We start from the raw sequence: 22978 nt of genomic DNA on the forward strand, positions 1-22978 counted from the left end.
TTTTTCAATATTTACCACTTAGGTAAAAAGGTTAACAAGGTGCCCAAACGCTACGAAGAACTAAAATCTCAACTCCCTGTTTCACGCCTGTCTATCGACGTTTTGCTTGCCCTGCGTGTGCTTTACGATAAGCCCGAAAACGAAGTGAAGTTACAACAAGAAATGGCAGAGCTTTCCCACGACCCTAGCAAGCTAGAACGAGAATACCGTTCTGAATGGGAAGCCTATGTTTTGCGTGAACTGGTATTAGATTTAAAGCAGAACACCCAACGTAGCCCTGCTATTTTTATCGACTCGGTGTTAAGTCGCATTGAAAGCCTTAAAAAAAGCTGCCCCGACTATAAAGCCTATAAACAACAAATTTCAGAGGCTAAGCCTGCACAAGACGGCTCTACGGCGTTATTTCCCACGCCTTGGCGTCAACAACTCATGATGCTACTTCTGCCAGTCACTGCCGTGAAGCCGTTGAAGCCAGCGGAAGAATAGGTTACTTATTCGCACTCTTAGGTTTGTACTGAGAAGGGCAATATCCTCTTTCTACGCCAGCTGGACGTAAAATTTCGTGTTTGGTTTTGCGTCCAGACACTCTTGCTCGCCAATTTTTAAATGTCTTATGCTTTAAATTCTGGCGCATCAGTTTAATAACTTCTTTTTCAGGCAAGCCATATAAGTTTTCGATTGCCTCGAAAGGGGTTCTATCTTCCCACGCCATTTCAATTACGCGAGACTGCTCAACCTCGGTAAGCCGCCCTTTAGACTGACGTTCTAAGGGATAAATCTCTGTTGGATGCTCTTTTGACGGGCGCTTTTTTGAAGGATGCTCTTCGTTATGTTGCTCTTCGATATATCGCATACTGCTGGCTCTTGTTATTTAACACTACTTCTACGCTAATATAGAAAAAATGTTCACCTTACCTAGCCTTACCTAACCTTACATTTATTTAATCGTTTCGGCAGACATCGTTAGAATGATATCAAGTAAAGCTGCGGCCGCCTTTGCGTCAGAGAGCGCGCGGTGATGCTGCTCCATTTTAATATCGAAATGCCGAGTAAGGTTAGCCAATGAATATGAGGGTAGCCCTGGGTTCACCTTTCGCATTTCTCGAACCGTACACAGCTTAGGTCGTTTGAAAGGCAGCTCTAACCGTGCAAATTCTTGCTTAATGAAGCCATAATCAAAATTAACGTTGTGCGCCACAAATACCGCCTCGTCGGTAAAGTTAGCAATACTTTCAGCGACTTCTACAAATAATGGGGCATCAGCCACCATATCATCAGAAATACCGGTAAGGCGTGTGATGGTAGCCGGAATTCGTCGCTGCGGGTTGATCAAGGTTTGATAAGTATCCACCACTTCGCCCGCAACAATTTTCACCATGCCAATTTCAGTAATTCGATTGTAGCTGTTGTTGCCCCCTGTGGTTTCAATATCAACCACCACATAAGGCTGGTTAGGATCGCGATGCCAATTTACCGTAGTAACAGCAACTTCAAACCCTGCACGTTGCAACCTCTGAATAGACACCAATTGATTGCGTCTTAACTGATCACCCGGCGCTTTCACTTCTTCAAAGCGTAGCTTTTCATCAAACACCATAATGTCAGGGAAGCCGTCGCTTAAAGAGGCAAAATCTTCACTCATCATTCGAAGCAGATTAACGATAGCGCTAAGCTCCCCGTGCTTGATAAGAGCATCGATAGGTTCAAGCAAGTGGCTGCTCCACATGAATAAGCTATTCACTTTGCCATAGTGGGCTGTCGCCATTTTGTGCAAGTGGTGGCGAAACTTATCTTTGCTATCTAACCGTTCAAATAAGGCTTCAATACTGCCACCAAAACGGGCATAAAAGTTGTTTTGTTTAAGTGATAGTGGCCGCCTGTCAAACTCAGTGACTAGCGTATCTTCTTCATATAACTGTGCCCAAAAGGTTAGCCCAAACAAGCTGCGCCATAATCGGTTCTCGGTACGCCAACCAGTAATACCCAAGCGTTTATAATGGGCTAATACGCCACGCTCTACCTGTTGATTCTGGCTAACATCAATATCAATAGTGCGGCTTGCATTTCTTAGCATATCGGTCACTGCACTGGTGCGCTTTTTATGGTATTTCCTAGCGTAAAAATCTTCAGCAAATGCCAGCAGCGTATCGGAAGGTGGCGAATCGATAATGTGTTCTAGCACTTCCTTAACACTATCGATGTTGCCGTCTTTATAGCTTTCTCTAATCCATTTCTCTTTCGCTTTATCGCTTTGAGCTTGATATAGCAAAAGAAGCGCCTGTTCTCGGTGCTCGCCTAGTAACTTTAACGCTAATGCATACAGAAACTGATCGCGATAAAACGTAGCCGATACGCCATCGCTGTTGGGGAAGGAGTCTTGGGCTAATGCATTAGCTTGTGCTGACGAAAGAAAAGGGAGCTTTTCTAATTGGTTTGCATAAAACCAGGCTGCTTCAGCATCTGCTTTACTGTCGAAACGGGTAATGTCTGACACTGAATCGCCCCGCGTACGCATGACGCCTAAGTCGCGCATAGAGAATTGATTTAGCCTACCTTTGGTATTGCCAAAATAAAGGAATAATAAAAATTTTAGCGGTGCATCAAACAAACACACTAAGTAGGTATGCTCATTTAGCCCTTCAGGCCAGCCATGCTGATTGATACAGGCTTCTAAGCGCGAGACAAGCACGGGCTTAGTTAATGATGCCAAACCTTGAGTGGCACCGTATTCACCTAACAACCTTAAAATCGCGTCTTTGGTCAGTACGCCTGCAATATCTTGTAGCGAAGCATGGTGCAAATCGCCGAACCACTTAGCTTCAATCAGTTCATCAATTTGCTGCTGAGGGTTCCCTATTTCTGCATAAGAAAACTGTGATCTATCAATGACCGCATATTTACGATTAGCCGCACGCACGATGATGCATTGCTTATCAGCATCTAGCTGGTTAAAGCTTTCTATAAAGTCACGCGCGTTATCGCTTAACAACGCAGCATTCGCCCCTTTAAAGAATGCTAAGAATTCAAAAAAGTGGGCTAAGTAATATCGTGGTGGCAAATCTTTTCGCATTATAAAACCAAACTATTGCATACTTGATTAGTGTATATTTATACAGCCCTATTATTCAACCTTTTCCCTTTTTATTTCATGCGCGGGTGCACGGGCTTTTGCGTAGTGGTTTGTTAAGTCACAATGCTAAGTTGGCAGTCAATCCAGTTTTCTACTTTACTCGTAATAACTATCACAACGTAATTCACATACGAGGAAATCATGAGCTTAACGAGATCGATGGAATTCTCTTGCCCCTATTGCATGGCAGCCAATGATGTAGAAATTGACGAGGTTAATGATGTTGGTCAGGTGCAGGTACTTGATTGCCAAGTATGTTGCCAACCTATTGAACTTGGCGTCTATCAACAAGGCGAAGACTTAACTATTATTGCGGAGCAGGAAAATGCCTGACAGTAGTACCCACTTTTCGTTGCAAGACATCAATGCACTGCCACAACGTTATCGCGCCAACTTTATAAATAGCTTATCAGGCTTTAAATCTTCCTCTTTACTTGGCACTACCGATGGCCGATTCAACAACTTAGCGATTATTAGTTCTGTGGTTCATGTGGGGGCCAACCCACCATTGCTGGGCATTATTATGCGTCCGCACACTGTACAGCGAGATTCTCTATCCAATATTAAGCAGCAAGGCGTGTTCACGTTAAATCATGTTCACACGAGCTGGACTGACAAAGCGCATCAAACGTCTGCACGGTACGATAATGGAGTGAGTGAGTTCGAAGAGGTCGGGCTAACGCCCTGGTTTAGTGACACATTCAGCGCGCCTTACGTTAAAGAAAGCGCAGTAAAGATGGGGTTGAAAGTAGAACAGCATTTTACGTTGTGTAATCAAACCGAAATGATTATAGGTGAAATTCAAGAGGTCTTTATTACTGAGCGAAGCAATGCCCAGAGTGCTGCCCCTGAAAATACCAATCCAAAAAATGCTATCGCCGAAGATGGTTATGTTGATATTGAATCATTGCAAACCTCGTGCATTTCGGGGCTAGACACTTATCACAGTACGCATAAGATAGCCCAATATGCTTATGCTAAACCCAACGAGCCTTTAACAAAGACGAGCATAACTAAAAAATAATTCATGTTTAGCAACTGGCGCATAAATTAACGGCGCGTATATGCCATATAACATTGATTTTGCTAGCTGTTCAGGCGTTGTTCAGGTGGCAACAGTTAATCTATATCAACAAATCTTTATTGCTTTGTGTTAGATCCAAACGCCACGGGTTATAGTATAATTAGAATATTCAAAACCTGCCTTGCGGCAGGTTTTTGCGTTTTAGGCGCTGAGTAAAAAAGAATCATTATCGTTATTATCTCAATTGGAGAGAATTATGAAGTCTGTAAACCGTCGTGACTTTCTGAAATTGTCAGGTACATCTTTGATAGGCCTAACGTTAGGAAGCGTTGCGTTACGTGCTAATGCGCAAGAACAATTACAAGCAGATGATCCAAGCGCGAAAGCATTAAACTATACTGCGGCGTCTACTGTAGACGGTGCTAAATGTAATAACTGCATGTACATTCAAGGTGCCGACGGTGAACAACACCGCCCTTGTGCCATATTCCCTAACAAATTGGTTAACGCCAATGGTTGGTGTAGTGCGTGGGTTAAACGCCCAGGCTAATAAAGCGAATTATTGAAAAAGCCCCAGTCTCGCGCACATATGAAGCGACACTGGGGCTTTTTTTTGCCATTACATTAAGCTGTTTAAACTAACTACAACCCTTTCACAGCCTTTAACAACTCGGGGTTATGTAGGCGGCTTGGTAATAAACCAGGCTTTATATACGCCCCGTGCTTCGCTTGAAATATACTGCCAATGCGTAACACTTTTTCATCGTCCCATTGCTTGCCAATAAAGCTGATCCCCACCGGAAGATTTTTAACCTCACCCGCGGGCACTGTAAGGTGCGGGTAACCGGCAATAGCCGCCAAATACCCAATACCAATAAAGCCCATTGGGGAGTGATCGCCATACACGCCATCAATCAGAAAAGCGGGGCTATTTGAAGGTGCCACAAGTACATCAACCTTGTGCTCTGCCATTAAGGCATCAATACCATTCTGTTTAGCGGTTTCCCTCACTAGCGCTAACGCTGAGGTGTACTTTTGGCTCTTGGTATCGTCTGTGTTCACGGCCTTTTCGAATATATCTTGATTAAATAGCGCGAGCTCTCGAGTGCTAGCTTGATTGTAAGTGATAAGTTCCGACAAGCTGCGCACAGGAATATCCGCAGGGCTATTTTCAAGGTATTCGTTTATCGTGTAATGAAACTCGCTGAGTAACACTTGATAAGAGTCTGCCCAAAAGCTTTCAGGTTGTTTGAAATCGCTAATTTCCACCAGTTCAGCACCTGCGGCAGTTAAGCTACTTAGGGCTTTTTCATAAGTAGAAAGCACATGAGGGTTATCACCTTGACGATATCGCACAACGCCAACACGCACGCCTTTTAAATCGCTCGCTAACATGCTTTGCTGCGGCGCGCTAAGCATATGCTTACTAGCGTCTTTAGTGGCGCTGTCTTTGGGATCTACACCTGCCATCACTGAAGCCATTAACCATGCATCGTTAACATTTGCGGTCATAGGGCCTGCGGTATCTTGGGTATACGAGATGGGTACAATGTGGGTACGCGATAATAGCCCAACGGTGGGTTTAAAACCTACAATACCGTTCATTGAAGAAGGGCAAATAATAGAACCGTTGGTTTCAGTGCCCACCGCTAAAGATGCCAAACGCAATGCCATCGCAGCACCAGAACCAGACGAAGAGCCACACGCACTACGAGACAACATATGCGGGTTTCGGGTTAGCCCGCCTACGGCGCTCCAACCACTAATAGAAGATTCAGACCGAAAGTTAGCCCATTCAGATAGGTTAGTTTTACCTAACACAATGGCGCCCGCAGCTTTTAGGCGAGCCACAATAGGGGCATCTCGCTTTGTATCATTATTAACAAGCGCCATCGCGCCTGCGGTAGTCGGTAGCTCGCTGGTTTCAATATTGTCTTTCAGTAAAACAGGCAGACCAAACAGCGGCCCTTTTCGCATTCTATTTTTACGTGCCAAATCAGCCGCTTTTGCCTCTTCAATAGCATTGGGGTTGAGTGCCAAAATACTATTTACATCACCATCAAGCTTTTCGATTCTAGCAAGATAGCCCTTTACTAACGCCTCAGACGATAATTCACCTGCTGCTATTGCCTGCGCTTGCTCTAGTGCAGATTTATCTAACCAAGACGTCACTGGCGCCGAAACAGCGCCATCGTCTGAACGTCCAATAGATGTATTTTTTGTGGTCGTCTGCGATGGTGCACATGCTGTGCAAAGTAATATAGCGGCGGCGTAAAAAAGCGTAACCCTCATGTGTTTCATCCCCAAGTTCTTAAGATATCTGCATTTTAGTTTTGAATATCTTAGTAGTGCATAGAAACGATTACTACGCAATACGTGGCTAACTAGGTTCAAACCTTCATTTTATTCGGCAAACGCGACAAATGAAGACATAACAGATTGAAATGCGAGCCTTATTGCTGTGATTGAGGGGCTTGGGTTATGGGGCTTTGATTATGAGGCTTTGGTTATAAGGCGGGGAGTTTGAAGATAGTAAGTAGAAAACCGCGAAGAGCGACTATTCAATGAAGCTTAATTCAGTTTTTTAGCAGGTTGCGCAGGCAGTTCTTCAATAAAATTAAATAGACCAAATTCATCAAGTAAAGATTGGTAACGCCCGTCTTTTATAAATTGAGCCAATACGCTATTAAACTCGTTTCTTAATTGCTCATCGCGAATGGCCGCACTGTAGGAGGAAACAGGGAACAACTCATGTATTTTTGTATCGTGTTGCTTTTCGACAGGCAACTGATGTTTAACGTATTGAAAAATATTTCTATCAAGCACCGCAACATCCACACTGCCAAGCAGTAGCAAATTGACCTGCCTTTCTTGTTGAGCAAGCTCCATATAGTTTTTTTGATGGGCTAGTGTATTTTTAAACTCTTCACCTAATACCGATATTGCCGTTTGAAAAGCAATCACGCTATGGCCGAGTAAGTCTTCTATTTCGTTAATTTCCAAGTTTCTGTCAGTACGGCTTACCGCAACATTTTGATAATAAACGTAGGCATCAGTCAGTATAGCTGGGTCAATATCGTGGCCAGGGTTTAAGGTTAGCCCTATATCCATCCCGCCTTTTTTCACTAGGCTGGCGGTACGGCCAAAGGGAACATAAATAGGCGACATGTCATGCCCCATTTCCAGCAATATTGCCCGCACTAGTTCTAACTCAAAGCCTGAATCTTGTTCTGAGATAACATAGGGAGGTTTTGTCCAACCCACGACCACTTCAATTTGCTTTGCAAATGCGGCGTGTGAAGAGAACAAAATAATTAAAAGTACAACAATATAGTGCATAAGGCGAAATGGTAATGGAACACGTATTAACTATAAACACTTGCCAATAAATAACCATTCGCCAAAAGACTTAATGATTTCAAAAACCCTTTAAAAACAGAAGCTAAGAAACATGCGCTTTATACTTAAGTTTGATAAAAAAAGACGCTTTCACATGAAAATACTGGATAAAACGCCCAAACGAACGGCTAATTCGCGCGTTACTGCCAGCATTATGATTTCGCTTTAACTAGCCAAGCGGTACAATATAGCCAAACCCTTTGAACATGTGTGAATATGGCCTGGCTACAGTTACGAATAAATACCTCCTCAGAATATGCTGAATCAATTGGCGATATGCTTAGTGCCAATGGTTCGCAAGCTGTAACCTACGTAGACGCGAAAGACACGCCTATGTACGAGCCCAAGCCCGGCGAAATCATGCTGTGGCCCGACACGCAAGTGGTGGGTTTATTTGAAGCCACCGATGACATGAAAGCCATCATCAAACGATTAGGCAAAGCGCGCATTCTAGGTTCAGATTTTAAATACAAACTAGAGCCCCTTGAGGATAAAGACTGGGAGCGTGAGTGGATGGATAACTTCCACCCCATGCAATTTGGTACCCGCTTGTGGATTTGTCCAAGCTGGCGTGATGTACCAGACCCTAATGCCGTTAACGTTATGCTAGACCCAGGTCTTGCCTTTGGAACGGGTACTCACCCTACTACTGCCCTTTGCTTACGTTGGTTAGACGGTATAGACGTTGCCGATAAAGTGGTTGTGGATTTTGGTTGTGGCTCAGGCATTTTAGCCCTAGCGGCACTTAAATTAGGTGCTAAACGGGTAGTTGCTATTGATATCGACCCGCAAGCCCTTCAAGCCACACAAGAAAATGCCCGCCGTAACGGTGTTGAAGATAGACTGGATGTATTCTTGCCCGCTGATCAGCCCACACTAGAGGCCGATGTAGTGATGGCGAATATATTGTCTGGGCCACTTCTAGAACTTCAAGATGTTATTTCATCTTACTGCAAACCGTCGGGCTTACTCGTCCTTTCGGGCATTCTTGCCGAACAAGTAACCAAAATTGAAGCTGCCTACACCCGAGATTTCGCCCTTGATGAGAGTGCGATTGATGGAGAATGGGCACGAGTGTCTGGTAAAAAACACGCCTAAATGTAAATTTTTTGTCTTTCAATGCCTTTCAATTCGCGGCCTTTAAGAGAATTGCACAAAATTCACTCTGCAAAACAGTGATAGATAGCTAATGTTACAGTTTTTTTTCACTGTCAAGCCCATAGAGTGAAATTTTGTGTGATTTTTAGCCTTTTCAAGTATTGCGAAAACACGTACACTTAGCGCCCCGTTTTAGCCGGGTGTATAAATTCTGTGCAGTTCTAGATGGCGAAATATGCGAATTGGTCCCTACACGTTAGACAACAATTTGATGCTAGCACCAATGGCTGGCGTGACTGACCGTCCATTTCGTCAACTATGTAAACGTATGGGTGCGGGGCTTGTGGTATCGGAAATGCTTTCTAGCAATCCAAAGGTATGGAATACCGCAAAATCACAAGCACGAATGAATCATGAGGGCGAAGAAGGTATTCGTTCTGTACAGATTGCAGGCGCTGATCCAGAGCTTATGGCCCAAGCGGCACAATTTAATGTTGAGAACGGTGCGCAAATCATCGATATCAATATGGGCTGTCCCGCCAAAAAGGTGAATAAGAAACTGGCAGGTTCCGCGTTGCTTCAGTACCCGAGCACGGTGGAATCAATCATTAAAGCGGTAGTTAACGCTGTTGATGTGCCTGTGACACTTAAAATTCGTACCGGCTGGAATACCGATAACCGCAATGGGGTTGAGATAGCCCGCATTGCTGAGCAAAACGGCATACAGTCACTGGCTGTTCACGGTAGAACGCGAGCATGTATGTACAAAGGAGAGGCGGAGTTCGACACTATCCGTCGTATAAAGGCGGCAATTTCGATACCCGTAATTGCCAACGGAGACATTACCTCTCCTGAAAAAGCACAACAGGTACTGAATTGTACCGGTGCAGATGGTGTGATGATAGGTCGCGGTGCTCAAGGCAATCCTTGGATCTTTAAAGAGATCCTGCATTACCTAGAAACTGGCGAGAACCTACCGCCACCGCCATTGTCTGAACAGTATGAGATTTTGCACGAGCACGTCGCTAATGTACAAAGCTTCTACGGTGAAGTCGCCGGTGTAAGAATTGCCCGCAAGCATGTGGGCTGGTATCTCTCGGAACACGATACGGATCGTCAATTTCGTAAATCGTTCAACGCTATCGAGGATGCGTCAGCGCAACTTGAAGCACTAAACGCTTATTTTGAAGCGCTGCAGAATCGAGAAACCCGACAGATTTCTCCTGCAGCATAGTAATGACTAACTTAAGAGCAAGACAGTATTATGTTCGATCAAAACGTGACTTCACCTTTTACTACTACAGTAACTACGCCTTCTCAAACGCAAGCACAAAAGCCACTTCGTGACTCAGTAAAGCAAGCGGTTAATAAATACTTGAAGCAACTGGACAACGCCAATATCGATAATCTGTACGAAATGGTACTGGCCGAAGTTGAGGCCCCGCTGCTGGAAGAAGTTATGACTTACACCCGCGGCAATCAAACCCGCGCAGCCATCATGATGGGAATCAACCGTGGCACGCTTCGCAAAAAGCTGAAGCAGTACGGCATGAACTAAAATCACCGGGCCTAGCCCACCGAAGAGCACCTACAGGTGCTCTTTTTGTTTCACCACTCTTAACTTTGAAGCTTATATTTTATGCAAACACCAAAACCCATTAAACGTGCTCTATTAAGTGTCTCTGATAAAACCGGTATCCTCGATTTCGCCACCGCGCTGCATAACGCTGGGGTAGAACTTCTGTCGACGGGCGGTACTGCTAAACTCATCGCTGAAGCTGGCTTACCAGTAACAGAGGTGTCTGATCACACAGGCCACCCAGAAATTATGGCTGGCCGCGTTAAAACCCTTCACCCTAAAATTCATGGCGGCATTTTGGCTCGTCGTGGTATTGATGAAGCGGTAATGGACGAAAACAACATTGCTCCCATCGATTTGGTGGTAGTGAACCTTTACCCATTTGCTGCAACAGTGGCTAACGACGATTGCACGTTAGAAGACGCTATTGAAAATATCGATATTGGCGGCCCTACCATGGTTCGCGCTGCGGCTAAAAACCATAAAGATGTGACCATTGTTGTTAAAGCTGCCGACTACGGCCGCGTTCTAGCTGAGATGGAAGCAAACGAAGGTTCACTGACTTACAAAACCCGTTTCGACCTAGCCATTAAAGCGTTCGAGCATACTGCTGAATACGACGGCATGATTGCTAACTACTTTGGCGCGCGTATCGATACTGCTGATTGCGAAGATGAATGCGGCCATGAGCACAGCGAATTCCCACGTACGTTCAACGTTCAAGTCAGCAAGAAGCAAGATTTGCGTTACGGTGAAAACAGCCATCAGAGCGCTGCGTTTTACGTTGAAAACGATATTCAAGAAGCGTCAGTGTCTACTGCCACTCAGCTTCAAGGTAAAGAATTGTCGTTCAATAATATTGCCGACACCGACTCAGCCCTAGAATGTGTTAAAGAATTTGAAGAGCCAGCTTGCGTTATTGTTAAGCACGCTAACCCTTGTGGTGTCGCTATTGGCGAAGATATCTTATCTGCCTACGACCGCGCGTTTAAAACCGACCCTACCTCTGCGTTTGGCGGCATTATTGCGTTTAACCGTGAGCTAGATGCAAAAACGGCACAAGCCATTGTAGATCGTCAGTTCGTAGAAGTGATTATTGCACCTACGGTTAGCGACGAAGCAAAAGACATTGTTAGCGCGAAGAAAAACGTACGCTTATTAGCGTGTGGTGATTGGGCTGGTCAACTGACTGACGGTTACGACTTCAAACGTGTTAATGGCGGGCTGTTAGTTCAAGAGCGCGACTTCGGCATGGTTGAAATGGAAGACCTTCAAGTAGTCACCAAACTTAAGCCTTCAGAAGACGAACTTCGCGATTTGATGTTCTGCTGGAAAGTAGCGAAATACGTGAAATCTAACGCCATTGTTTACTGCAAAGACGGTATGACAGTAGGTGTGGGTGCAGGTCAAATGAGCCGCGTATATTCTGCTAAAATTGCAGGCATTAAAGCCGCTGATGAAAACCTAGAAGTTGCAGGCTCTGTAATGGCATCTGACGCTTTCTTCCCATTCCGCGATGGCATTGATGCTGCCGCAGAAGCTGGCATTAAAGCCGTCATTCAGCCTGGTGGCTCAATGCGCGACCAAGAAGTGATTGATGCAGCCGACGAACACGGCATCGCCATGGTGTTCACCGGAATGCGCCACTTCCGCCATTAATTGGGCGTAGACAACTTGAGGGGAAGCAAATACCAGTACTAAACACGCCGTAAACCCATCCATGGGGGCTCCGCGGCGGCATCCTTGCCGCAGAGGGTTTAGTACTGGCATTCACTTCCCCTCTTTTGATATCTAGGTTCTACAGTTGCAGTTGAATAAAAGTGCGGTAAACGCTAAAAACTCATACTATAGAAGGCATTCAAAACCCTCCACAGCATGAATGCTGCAACAAAGTGCCAAAGTCGTGGTGTACTGCGCTTGCAAATAATTTTGATCTCGAATTTAAAAAGCATGACGCCGGTTGATAGGAGTGAGAGCAGAAGGCATTCGAAACCTTCCACAGCATGGATGCTGTGGCAGAGCGCCCATGGATGGGTTTACCGCGTGTTTTGAATGCCTTCTGCTCTCGCTCTTCGCTTTGAGCTCTAAGCCATAAAAAGCAAAACGGCAGAGTACAGATTTAGCATGTTGGGTGTCGGGTAGGTATCATAGTTTGTTGATAAGCTTAATCTGAAACTGGTGTTTATCAGTATTAGCAGTTAACGTAATCGCCGTTACCCTCGATGATAATAAGGAAATAACAATGAAGAAGTTAGCCACATTAGTACTCGCAGCAACACTTGGCATGTCAGCAACCTATGCTAGCGCCGATGCTATATCAGATGCTGCCATGAGCGAACACCGCTCAGCAAAAGCCAAAGTACGTGACGAATTCCGTAATCCTCAACAAACGCTGCGATTCTTTGGTGTTAAGCCAAACATGACAGTAGTAGAAATTGCGCCGGGTGGCGGCTGGTATGCCGACATTATTGCGCCTTTGGTTCAAAAAGAAGGCCAGTATATTGCTGCTCACTTCTTCGTTGACGAATCGACCAACGATTATTACCGCAAATCACTAGAAAACTTCAATCAAAAAGTAAAAGACAGCGCCCCATATCAAGGCGTGAAAGTTACTGCTTTCCACCCAACTAAAGCCCTTGATATTGCAGAGCCTGGCAGTGCCGATGTGGTACTTACCTTCCGTAATATTCATAATTGGTACATGGGGCAAGGTACTGAAGGTATCGATAACGCATTCGGCGCTTTCTTCAAAGCCCTTAAGCCAGGCGGCGTGTTGGGTGTGGTAGAACATGAATTACCAGAATCTGCTGACGACTCAGCAATGGAAAAAAGTGGTTACATGAAGCGCTCTTTCGTGGTTGCTGCCGCGGAAAAAGCAGGCTTTGAGCTTGAAGAAGCAAGTGATATTAATGCAAACGCTAGAGACACTGCTGATCATCCACGCGGTGTATGGACGCTTCCTCCTAGCCTAAGATTAAAAGATGTAGATCGTGAGAAGTACCTTGCCATTGGTGAGAGTAATCGCATGACACTTAAATTCGTAAAACCTAAGTCGTAAAATCAAAACCTTAAAACGGAATAGTTAATGAACGTACTTGTAATTGGCGGCGGTGGCCGCGAGCATGCGCTAGCGTATAAAGCGGCGCAATCTTCTGATGTTTCAACTGTGTTTGTTGCCCCTGGTAATGCGGGTACAGCAATAGAGCCCAAACTAGAAAATGTGGCTATTGATGTAAACGATATTGTAGGCTTACTGTCTTTTGCCAAAGGCAACGATGTTGAATTGACCATTGTGGGTCCAGAAGCGCCGTTGGTTGCAGGTGTAGTAGATGCGTTCACTAACGAAGGCTTAATGATCTTTGGCCCTACTCAAGCTGCAGCGCAGCTTGAAGGGTCTAAAGCCTTTACTAAAGATTTTCTTGCTCGCCACAATATTCCTACCGCTGAATATCAGAACTTTACTGAGATTGACCCTGCCATCGCCTATGTGCGTGAAAAAGGCGCGCCTATTGTGATTAAGGCAGACGGCTTAGCGGCAGGTAAAGGCGTGATTGTAGCGATGACGCTACAAGAAGCAGAAGACGCTATTCGCGACATGTTAGCAGGTAACGCATTTGGTGAAGCCGGCAGCCGTGTAGTAGTAGAAGAATTCTTAGATGGTGAAGAAGCTTCATTCATCGTTATGGTAGACGGTAAAAGCGTGCTTCCTTTTGCCACCAGCCAAGACCATAAACGCGCCGCTAATGGCGACAAAGGTCCTAATACAGGCGGTATGGGTGCATACTCTCCTGCCCCAGTGGTAACACAAGAAATTCACGATCGCGTGATGAAAGAAGTCATTATGCCTACCGTTGAAGGTATGGCAGCAGAAGGTAACCCTTACATGGGTTTCTTGTACGCGGGTCTTATGATCATGGCCGATGGTACGCCTAAAGTCATTGAGTACAACTGCCGCTTTGGCGATCCAGAAACCCAGCCTATTATGCTGCGTTTGCAATCAGACATCGTCGCATTGTGCCAAGCAGCCTGTAAGGGCGAGCTTGATAGCCAAACCATTGAGTTTGATTCACGTGCCGCCATTGGTGTCGTTCTGGCAGCCGGAGGTTACCCTGGTAGTTACGACAAGGGCGATGAAATCACTGGCTTTGAGCAAGCAGCCGAATTAGACGGCAAAGTTTTTCATGCTGGTACGTCATTAGAAGACGGCAAAGTGGTGACTAACGGGGGCCGCGTACTCTGCGCCACTGCTATGGGGAATAACGTTACTGAAGCTCAGCAGAAAGCGTACGAGCTGGTAAATGCAATACAGTTCAAAGACGCGTATTTTCGTACCGACATTGGCTACCGTGCCATTGCCCGTGAGTCTAGCGCTGACTGAGCGCTTATTGAGAGAAGCGCTAAATAAATGCATATTCAAACGCCGCCCAAGCTGATATTTAGGCGGCGTTTTTGTTTGTATCAACCCAAGTTTACTTTAGCTCAAGCACATCAAATACAGACGCATCTTTATATCCTTGGTTTTTATCCCCGTCTATTGGGGTTATAGGGTGCGACCCCATAAAATGCTCTCTATCGCCGCCGTCGGCATCACAATAAGCCAACATAAAACCAAGCTTCATACCCTTTTTCAGCGTCTCCGGGGTATTTGATTCACCGTGAACATAATCATCAGCATACACTTTTATTGCGGTTTCCCAGTGCACCACATACGGGGCATCTGACTGGCGTTGCCACGCACTATCAACATGGTCGTTATAAAGCTGAGGCACAGCTTCACCCTTATTTTCCGCTGCCATGCTAGGGCCGATATCCGCCACTTGGTTGTCTAACGCTAAATGGTATGCAAAGGCGTTATAGTTGTTGAAGTGATCGCCACCGGAGCCATCAGCATCAATAAATATTTCTAAACAGTCATCATCCCAATAGCGCTCTAATGGCGATGCGTAAGTGTCAGATAAATGATCGTCTCGAATTTCGGCCAATAAGTACAAGGCATCTTCGTTCCAGCGAAGCTTATACTTGCCCGTAAAATCGCTGGCAGCAGGAGTATCACCTATGATCACTTCATTCATAGGATACCAATCATCCCCTTCCCAAAGTGCCTCGTTCGCTACCCCATCAATTGTGGGTGCAGCTTTAATATGCAGTGCTTCATCTGCATTAGCACCTGTTGTAGCTGCGGCTGTACATATTATTGCCGCCAGCCAATGACTTGCCTTCATAATTAATCCTTATTTTATTGCTGCGTATTTTTGCTTACCTGCCGATTCTTGGTAGAGTATTAAACTGTACCTGTAACGCAAAGGCATTTATGTCACTTCAGACCACTTGCTACAATATTTTAGCTTCTTATAAAGATGCTCAATCACATCACAACGCAAGTAAGTACTTTGATGTGATACTAGTGACTGTCATTGTGATTAATATCGCCACCATGATGCTATCTACCGTACCGGGCACCTCTTCACAATACAGTACAGAGCTACACATTATTGAAGTGGTTTCTGTTGCGCTTTTTACTCTTGAGTACGTACTTCGTATTTGGAGTAGCAGCGCCGCGCCGTCTTCGGCGTTAACGTCATCAAAAGACATTCAATTTAATACCCCTTGGCAAAAGCGCTGGTACTATCTAAAAAGCCCCATGGCATTGATTGATTTGCTTGCCATATTACCTTTCTACCTAAGCATGTTTGTTACCCTGGATTTACGCATATTAAGGGTATTCAGAGTGCTTCGAATTTTAAAGCTTGGCCGTTACTCACGCTCGATGCAAACGCTTATCACCGTCATAAGAAACGAGTCTCATGCATTAATTGCCGCCCTCAGCGTGCTCATGTTGTTTACCGTTATTGCAGCCACCTGCATTTATTATATTGAACACACCGCGCAGCCCGACGCTTTTAGTAGTATACCCGCTTCACTATGGTGGGCTTTGGTAACACTGACCACTGTTGGCTACGGTGATATTGTTCCCATCACGCCTGGTGGCAAAATGTTTGGCGGTTTAATCACCATTTTAGGGATCTGCTTTTACGCCCTGCCAGCGGGTATATTGTCATCCAGTTTTACTGCCCAAATGCAGCTAAAACGAGACCGCTTTAAAGAGACCGTTCGCACGGTGTTAGAAGATGGGAAATTCAGCGAACACGATGCTAATCACCTAGAGAGAATGCGAGCACTTCTTGATTTAGATGAAGAAGAAGCTCGACTAATCATTCGCTTACTGCAACATCATCATAAAAACGACACCCGTGAAAAAGAGACCTAAAATGTGCTGGGTAATTGCTCACTCTACCCCTTACTTAAGTCTAACTCTTGATTAATGGTGTCAGTGGGCTTATAACTAGTACCCGTCATTTCTCAAACGAATTTCTATGTCTGTAAAACATCCAATTATTGCCATTACCGGTTCGTCAGGGGCAGGAACAACCACGACAACCAATGCTATACGCCACATTTTCAGGAACCTGAATGTGAATGCAGCGGTGGTTGGCGGCGACAGTTTCCACCGATTTACTCGCCCGGAAATGGAAGTGGAAATTCGCAAAGCCCAAGAACAGGGCCGACATATTAGTTACTTTGGCCCGAAGGCCAACGATTTCGAACTTCTCGAAACCCTATTTAGAGAATACGGAAGCTCTGGTTCAGGCCAATTTCGCCAGTACCTGCACACATTTGATGAAGCCGTGCCTTTTAACCAAATGCCCGGCACCTTTACGCCATGGCAAGATTTACCACAAAATACCGATTTACTGTTTTATGAAGGCTTACATGGCGGCGTAAAAACCGAAGAGAATGATGTGGCCAAGCATGTGGATTTATTGGTAGGCATGGTTCCCATCGTTAATCTTGAGTGGATTCAAAAAATTGTGCGCGATACCACCGACCGAGGCCATTCTCGTGAAGCGGTAATGAGCAGCATTGTCCGTGGGCTAGATGATTATTTCCAGTACATCACGCCTCAGTTCTCGCAAACCCATGTTAACTTTCAACGTGTACCTACTGTAGATACCTCAAACCCTTTCAGTGCTCGTGAAATACCTACACAAGATGAAAGCTTTGTTGTGGTTCGCTTTAGGCGTGAAATGAAGCATGTTGACTACCCTTATCTACTACAAATGATTGATGGCGCGTTTATGTCGCGTATTAACACACTTGTAGTTCCGGGCGGTAAAATGGGGTTAGCGATGGAGCTTATCCTTACTCCACTATTGGAAGATATTTTAAATAGAAAGCGTCGTGCTGGCCATCAAATGGATTGGCTTAACACCCAAGATGAGTAATATTTCCAGTACGATATAATCTTTACTAAATTAAAAAAAGGGCTTTTATAACAAGCCCTTTTTTAATATTTGGGCCAATTAAAAACTAGACTAAAGTATAATAATCTCGATTTATCTTTCTCAAATCTAATTCATCGAATGCACTAAAATGATCACCAAACCCGCCCTTTACTAATTTCCAGCTACCTTTTAAATACCGTTCAACACTCTGCATTATCCTTATCACCTAAAAAATAACGTAATAAAAAACTTAAATTTCATACCCTTAATATCACTTTGATAAAAATAGAGTTTTTAAATAAATTAAAAATCATAAAAGGTTAATTTCTTGCATAGCAATATTGTGCATGTAAATCCGTAATCACAACCTTGTAGCGATAATTGGTTTATAAAGGGACTTAATGAAACCAAATACCGATGTCTTATTTGCATTAGACGACATTCCAACAGTAAACCAATCTATTACTGCCGCGTTGCAACATATATTAGCTTGCTTCGTAGGTATTATTACCCCGTCGCTGATTATTGGCACTGCTTTAGGGCTTGAATCCGAAATACCTTATCTTATTAGTATGTCGCTGTTTGTTTCAGGCGTGGCGACTTTTATTCAAGCAAAAACCTTTGGCCCAGTCGGCTGCGGCTTAATTGCAGTACAAGGCACCAGCTTTGCGTTCATCAGCGCGTTACTAATAGCCGGGCTGTCTATTAAAGCTAAAGGGGGTAGCAAAGAAGAAATACTCTCTACTCTATTGGGTGTGTGTCTTCTCGGCGCTTTCATCGAAATTATCGTGAGTTTTTTTATTAATAAAATAAAGCGGGTAATCACGCCTTTAACCACGGGGATTGTTATTACTACTATTGGTATTAGCCTTATAAAGGTAGGCATCACTGATTTAGCTGGCGGGTTTGGTAGCACGAACTTTGGCAGTATAGAAAACCTTGCGCTTGGGCTATTTGTACTTGTTATCATTATTGCGCTGAACGTTTCTAGTAACCCTTGGGTAAGACTTTCCGGCATCATGATAGGCATGATTTTAGGCACTATCGTTGCGTCTGTCTTAGGCTGGGTCTCATTTGCAAGCTTGGCCGAACAACCTATTGTCAGTATTCCCATTCCTTTTAAGTATGGAATTAATTTTGACCTCGATATATTCATTCCTATCGCGCTTATTTATTTTCTTACCGCACTAGAAACCTCCGGCGACCTTACAGCTAACAGCTTGTTTTGTGGCTTACCAATAAAGGGCCCTAAATACCTAAAAAGAATTAAAGGCGGCATTTTAGCCGACGGCATTAATTCGGCCATTGCAGCCATATTCAATACCTTTCCAAATACCACATTTGGGCAGAACAACGCTGTTATTCAATTAACCGGCGTAGCAAGCCGGCATGTGGGCTTTTATGTGGCGGCCATGCTAGTCATTTTAGGCTTGTTTCCCATTATCGGCGGCGCACTTCAATTAATGCCTAAACCTGTACTTGGCGGTGCAACACTGGTTATGTTCGCCACCATTGCCGTAGGCGGTATTAAGATATTGGCTAGCGAGCCTATCGATCGTCGAAAGTCACTTATTATCGCGACCTCGCTAGGCACTGGGTTAGGAGTGCTGATGGTACCCGATGCTATACAAGGCTTACCTGTAGCCTTTAAAAACGTGCTGTCCTCCTCGGTCACATCTGCGGGCTTTACCGCCATTATTATGAGTATTTTAATTCCAGAGAATAAAGTTACGAAACCAGAAAACACTGATGCTTCGCTGTCACCGTGAGTAGAAAAAATCAAACAACAGTCGAAATAAAAGTTCGACTAACACAACTAGAAAAATTGCCTTGTTGAGCCGTGCATTACAACAACCAAACTGTATACGCCCACCAATTAAAGCAATAAAGGCGTGAACGATTTAATACATAACTAAAGAAGCGCATAGCGCGATAACACACACTAGGCAGCTCAATGAAAACATTTACGCATAAAACCCTCTACTTAACGATGCTTTCGCTCTTTGCTTCATACTCGAGTGCTACCTTGGCACAAGAGCCACCGAGTGATGAAGACATGGAAACCATTTCAATTACTGGGGTAAAAGACCTTAACTCACTCATTCCGATAGAATCGAAAAGCGCATTTGGCTTAGACAAGTCGTTAGTAGAAACACCCCGATCGGTTACCGATATTAGTTCAGACCTAATAGAAGCTTACGGATTGCGCTCGGTGGATGATTTAGTCCGCATCACCCCTGGAGCCTTCACCAGCTCGTTTTTTGGTATTCAAGGCGCCATGGATATTCGTGGTGAATCGGCCGATAACTACTTTCGTGGCTTTAGGCGAATTGCCAACCCAGGTGCGTTTAAAACTAATATTCGTGGGGCAAAAGGGTTGGAAGTGATGCGCGGGCCGGTTAGCCCTTTATATGGAAATGGTAGCGTAGGCGGGCAGTTAAATTACTCACCAAAATCGGCAAAATCAGATGCCACTAAATACTTTGATGAAGCCACCGGCGAAATCCACTTAACCCTTGGCACATACGATCAAAAAATTCTTGCTATAGAGGGCGGTACGCCTTTCATGCTTGGCGATAAACAAGCAGGCGTGTACATTTTTGCTGAAGCAGAAGATTCAGGCTCTTATTACGATAACTACGAACCAACGAATGAAATTGTACAAGTGGCGCTAGATGTCGATTTAACCGATAACACTTTGATGGAATTTGGGTTTCAATACCAAACCTCTGATGCCATTCAAGTGCCAGGCTGGAACCGGGTAACCCAAGACTTAATTGATAATGGCACCTACATTACAGGTGCACCCGTGGCTAAGAATTCAGATAACCCTATTGGGGCAGATAGACTACTGCCTCAAGAATCGGGTTTTATCTCGCCATTTGCGCCTTACTTCATTAACTCGTCGTTTTCAGGCGTAGGCACCTTTTGTAGCCCAGGCACGGCAGATAACAGTAACTACACCTATAACGCTATGCTGCTTTCTTGCCCAGGAGTGGCTGACGGTATTGAAAATGCTTATGCGCTCAGTAACCCTGGCACCGCTCAAATCGATCATAAAACAACCTTTATAGACGACATTGATTTTGCCGACTCAACAGCATTCACTGCGTACTTAGACTTTACGACCTATTTGTCTGACGACATGACGTGGAAAAACCAGTTTTATTACGATTACATGGATCACACCAAGTTCCAGAGCTGGGGCTTTACTGCTGATTATCCTGGGGCCGAAGCCATGGAGTTCAGGTCGAGCCTAAACTTCGAAACTTTCCACGATAATGCCACTATCCAGCATATTACCGGCATTAGTATTCGTAACGAAGATCTTGACTACAACCATGCGTACTACGACGAAACTTTCGATTTTCGAGATATTATCGTAGGGCCAACCCCTGACGATAGAATTGATTGGGCGGTAGATGACCCCTATGAAGATGCCACCATTATTTACGATGAAGACGGTAACCCTACCGGCATTGATGGCACAGTAAGAAGAAACTACAACGAAGAACAAGTTTCTACCATGCTTAACGCGGGCCTGTTTTATATTGCCGATATTACGCTAGAGTCTTGGAGTATCTTGCTTGGCGCTAGGTACGATTATTTCGATGTTGAATCTGAAGACCAAGCCATTTCCTTGTTAGGCATTCCTTTTGGCGATGGCGAAGTACATACCGATACCGAATCTGCGTTTAGTTACAACGTGAGCGTGTCGTACAAGATGGAATCAGGATTCGTGCCTTACGCCACTTACGCCGAATCTAGTTCGCTAAGCACTAACCAACTTGGCGGCATTATTCCAAGTAGTGTGGATAACGGTGAGTATTTGGCCGAATCAACCTTAGCCGAGCTAGGGATTAAATACAGCAGCGACGATGAATCACTCTATGCCGCCCTTGCCGTATTTGATCAGGAAAAAACCGACCGAATTGGCCAAACCTCTGCGTTAGTAGCCGTATACAGTGAAGGGGTTGAATTTGAAGCCCGCGCTATCTTAAATGAAAGTTTCTCGCTTACCGCGACCGCCACCCACATTGAAACCACCGAGGTGAGTGATGGTGCGTTAGCTGTAATCAATGGCGCTGACTTTGCGGCCCAAAATGGTCTTGAAGCGTACCAGGTTTATGGTGGACGTATTGCAGGGGACAGATCGACATTTGTTGGCGAAGGTGTAGAGCTTGACCGTGGTGGTCTGCCTGACAACACTGTGAGCTTGTTTTTGAATTACAACAAGCCATTAGAGAGAGGCAGAGTAACGGCTAGTCTTGGCTTTGGGTGGGCCGATGAAACTTACACCGATGTACTGGAAACCATATTACTGCCTAGTTACATGGTATGGACCGGCTCAGTGGGCTATGTTGCCGAGAATTACCGCATACTACTTAGCGTAAACAACTTGTTCGAAGAGGAATATTACACGTCTGCCGACTTGTTCGACTCGGTCGTGGTTAAACCTTCTGAAGGCCGAACGGGTTCAATCATGTTTAGTTATTCTTTCTAGCGCAAACATCGACCACCACCTCACATAAAAAGTGGTGGTCGTTTTTACCTACCTGCGCTTTTTTTATCTACCAGCAATCATCTATCATCGTAAACGACAGCGAAAAACTAGCATTACTGCCGCTATTATAAAGAGTGCAACGCTATTAGGCGCGCTAACACTTGAGATTTGCTGTGTTGAAACTTGGTTAAAACGAAAATACAGCATAGCATCGGCAACCGTCTCTCGACTTGTTATCCCATCATCAAAGGTCTCATAATAATCGAAAGATCCACCGCCAGATTTCCCATTATCAATGGTACCGTCATCTATCCATAAAATTTCTTGTAACCAATCGGGTTGGGGCTCACCAACGCCAGGGACAGGCCGAAAGTCAGTTAAAAAATCTATCAAGCTATCTGAAATACCGAAAGCAAATTTTTTGTTTATAAAAGTCTCTTCGCCATTAACTATAGTTTCGTGCTGTTCAGTATCTTTCAGCCCAAAACTGTCAGGAACAGCATCACCATATTCATCAATACCACCGCCATACTCTAAAAATTCATCGGTCACGTAACTGTCGTACATGGCGTTATAATCATAGTCACCAGAGAGTGTGTAACTTTTGCCTAGAATTTCAAAAAATGTGGTTAACGCGCCTGGGTCACTATCTATATTATTCCACCAATAATATGAAGTTTCTTCTCGCCCACCTATGGCACGTTCGGTATCCATAATCATGTAACCGCTAATTTTAGCGCCTATCACTGATGAGTCCCAAAAGCTTCCGACTATATTGTCAATATCAGTAACCTTGCCTTCAAATGAAAATTTCACTAAAGCCGCTGATGATGAAAACGACATCATCAATGTGAATAGAATTATTACGTTACGCTTCAACATGCTCTTTCCCTTTGACTATTCCGCTCATATAGGTATTTGTACCCGTGCCTACACAAACGCCAAATTAGACTTTAGTATA

The 22978-nt window shown here is 44.6% G+C and carries 20 protein-coding genes; 14 read left to right on the forward strand and 6 right to left on the reverse strand.

Features of this window, described 5'->3' with window-relative positions; translation table 11 throughout:
• Positions 1–39 precede the first annotated feature (39 nt).
• Positions 40–486 (forward strand): hypothetical protein, encoded by a 447-nt coding sequence (locus J8L84_RS07935; protein ID WP_211070213.1) that lies wholly within the window; start codon positions 40–42, stop codon positions 484–486.
• Position 487: 1 nt separating this feature from the next.
• Here J8L84_RS07935 and J8L84_RS20430 read toward each other — a convergent pair whose 3' ends face one another.
• Both J8L84_RS20430 and J8L84_RS07945 read right to left on the reverse strand, forming a co-directional pair.
• Positions 488–778 carry a TIGR03643 family protein gene (locus tag J8L84_RS20430; RefSeq protein ID WP_348771827.1) on the reverse strand — a complete coding sequence of 97 codons (291 nt, stop codon included), beginning with the start codon at positions 776–778 and terminating at the stop codon, positions 488–490.
• Between the two features lie 159 nt (positions 779–937).
• Positions 938–3070, reverse strand: a complete 2133-nt coding sequence (locus tag J8L84_RS07945) for an exonuclease domain-containing protein (protein ID WP_211070215.1) — start codon at positions 3068–3070, stop codon at positions 938–940.
• 201 nt (positions 3071–3271) lie between these two features.
• Here J8L84_RS07945 and J8L84_RS07950 point away from each other — a divergent pair, with 201 nt between their 5' ends.
• From J8L84_RS07950 to J8L84_RS07960, 3 genes are all read left to right on the forward strand, one after another.
• Complete coding sequence (locus tag J8L84_RS07950) at positions 3272–3463, forward strand: CPXCG motif-containing cysteine-rich protein (protein ID WP_211070216.1); 192 nt, start codon at positions 3272–3274, stop codon at positions 3461–3463.
• The gene (locus J8L84_RS07955) at positions 3456–4154 is read left to right on the forward strand and encodes a flavin reductase (protein ID WP_211070217.1); all 699 of its coding nucleotides are present in this window, start codon (positions 3456–3458) and stop codon (positions 4152–4154) included. Before J8L84_RS07950 ends, J8L84_RS07955 begins: the two co-directional genes overlap by 8 nt.
• A gap of 256 nt (positions 4155–4410) precedes the next feature.
• On the forward strand, positions 4411–4704 hold the full coding sequence (locus J8L84_RS07960; protein WP_013786614.1) for a high-potential iron-sulfur protein: 294 nt from the start codon (positions 4411–4413) through the stop codon (positions 4702–4704).
• Positions 4705–4796: 92 nt separating this feature from the next.
• On the opposite strand, the gene J8L84_RS07965 is transcribed toward J8L84_RS07960, so the two are convergent.
• A complete protein-coding gene (locus J8L84_RS07965) occupies positions 4797–6446 on the reverse strand; it encodes an amidase (protein WP_211070218.1) in 1650 nt (549 codons plus the stop codon).
• A 279-nt stretch (positions 6447–6725) separates the two neighbouring features.
• Complete coding sequence (locus tag J8L84_RS07970) at positions 6726–7493, reverse strand: transporter substrate-binding domain-containing protein (RefSeq protein ID WP_211070219.1); 768 nt, start codon at positions 7491–7493, stop codon at positions 6726–6728.
• A 276-nt stretch (positions 7494–7769) separates the two neighbouring features.
• On the opposite strand from J8L84_RS07970, the gene prmA reads away from it, so the two are divergent.
• The 6 genes from prmA to purD all read left to right on the forward strand — a co-directional run bounded on the left by prmA (position 7770) and on the right by purD (position 14608).
• Positions 7770–8651, forward strand: a complete 882-nt coding sequence (gene prmA, locus J8L84_RS07975) for a 50S ribosomal protein L11 methyltransferase (protein WP_211070220.1) — start codon at positions 7770–7772, stop codon at positions 8649–8651.
• A 235-nt stretch (positions 8652–8886) separates the two neighbouring features.
• Entirely contained in the window at positions 8887–9885 is a 999-nt protein-coding gene (gene dusB, locus J8L84_RS07980; protein ID WP_211070221.1) for a tRNA dihydrouridine synthase DusB, read from the forward strand.
• Positions 9886–9915: 30 nt separating this feature from the next.
• The gene (fis, locus tag J8L84_RS07985) at positions 9916–10209 is read left to right on the forward strand and encodes a DNA-binding transcriptional regulator Fis (protein WP_012520109.1); all 294 of its coding nucleotides are present in this window, start codon (positions 9916–9918) and stop codon (positions 10207–10209) included.
• A gap of 81 nt (positions 10210–10290) precedes the next feature.
• The gene (gene purH, locus J8L84_RS07990; RefSeq protein WP_211070222.1) at positions 10291–11889 is read left to right on the forward strand and encodes a bifunctional phosphoribosylaminoimidazolecarboxamide formyltransferase/IMP cyclohydrolase; all 1599 of its coding nucleotides are present in this window, start codon (positions 10291–10293) and stop codon (positions 11887–11889) included.
• Positions 11890–12472: 583 nt separating this feature from the next.
• On the forward strand, positions 12473–13288 hold the full coding sequence (locus J8L84_RS07995; RefSeq protein ID WP_211070223.1) for a class I SAM-dependent methyltransferase: 816 nt from the start codon (positions 12473–12475) through the stop codon (positions 13286–13288).
• Between the two features lie 27 nt (positions 13289–13315).
• Positions 13316–14608, forward strand: coding sequence for a phosphoribosylamine--glycine ligase (gene purD, locus J8L84_RS08000; RefSeq protein WP_211070224.1), 1293 nt, complete (start codon positions 13316–13318; stop codon positions 14606–14608).
• A gap of 91 nt (positions 14609–14699) precedes the next feature.
• Here the strand turns inward: purD and J8L84_RS08005 are convergent, their stop codons facing one another.
• Positions 14700–15452, reverse strand: coding sequence for a CBM9 family sugar-binding protein (locus J8L84_RS08005; RefSeq protein WP_211070225.1), 753 nt, complete (start codon positions 15450–15452; stop codon positions 14700–14702).
• 89 nt (positions 15453–15541) lie between these two features.
• Here J8L84_RS08005 and J8L84_RS08010 point away from each other — a divergent pair, with 89 nt between their 5' ends.
• From J8L84_RS08010 to J8L84_RS08025, 4 genes are all read left to right on the forward strand, one after another.
• Positions 15542–16498: an ion transporter gene (locus J8L84_RS08010; protein WP_211070226.1), complete on the forward strand. Its 957-nt coding sequence runs from the start codon at positions 15542–15544 to the stop codon at positions 16496–16498.
• A gap of 106 nt (positions 16499–16604) precedes the next feature.
• On the forward strand, positions 16605–17513 hold the full coding sequence (locus tag J8L84_RS08015) for a phosphoribulokinase (protein WP_159534032.1): 909 nt from the start codon (positions 16605–16607) through the stop codon (positions 17511–17513).
• A gap of 401 nt (positions 17514–17914) precedes the next feature.
• Positions 17915–19282, forward strand: a complete 1368-nt coding sequence (locus tag J8L84_RS08020; RefSeq protein ID WP_211070227.1) for a nucleobase:cation symporter-2 family protein — start codon at positions 17915–17917, stop codon at positions 19280–19282.
• A 185-nt stretch (positions 19283–19467) separates the two neighbouring features.
• Positions 19468–22017 (forward strand): TonB-dependent receptor plug domain-containing protein, encoded by a 2550-nt coding sequence (locus tag J8L84_RS08025; RefSeq protein WP_211070228.1) that lies wholly within the window; start codon positions 19468–19470, stop codon positions 22015–22017.
• Between the two features lie 84 nt (positions 22018–22101).
• Here the strand turns inward: J8L84_RS08025 and J8L84_RS08030 are convergent, their stop codons facing one another.
• Positions 22102–22899: a hypothetical protein gene (locus J8L84_RS08030; RefSeq protein WP_211070229.1), complete on the reverse strand. Its 798-nt coding sequence runs from the start codon at positions 22897–22899 to the stop codon at positions 22102–22104.
• Between the last annotated feature and the right edge of the window lie 79 nt (positions 22900–22978).

Source organism: Alteromonas sp. MMG017, assembly GCF_018100795.1.
In the GTDB taxonomy this organism is placed as follows: domain Bacteria; phylum Pseudomonadota; class Gammaproteobacteria; order Enterobacterales; family Alteromonadaceae; genus Alteromonas.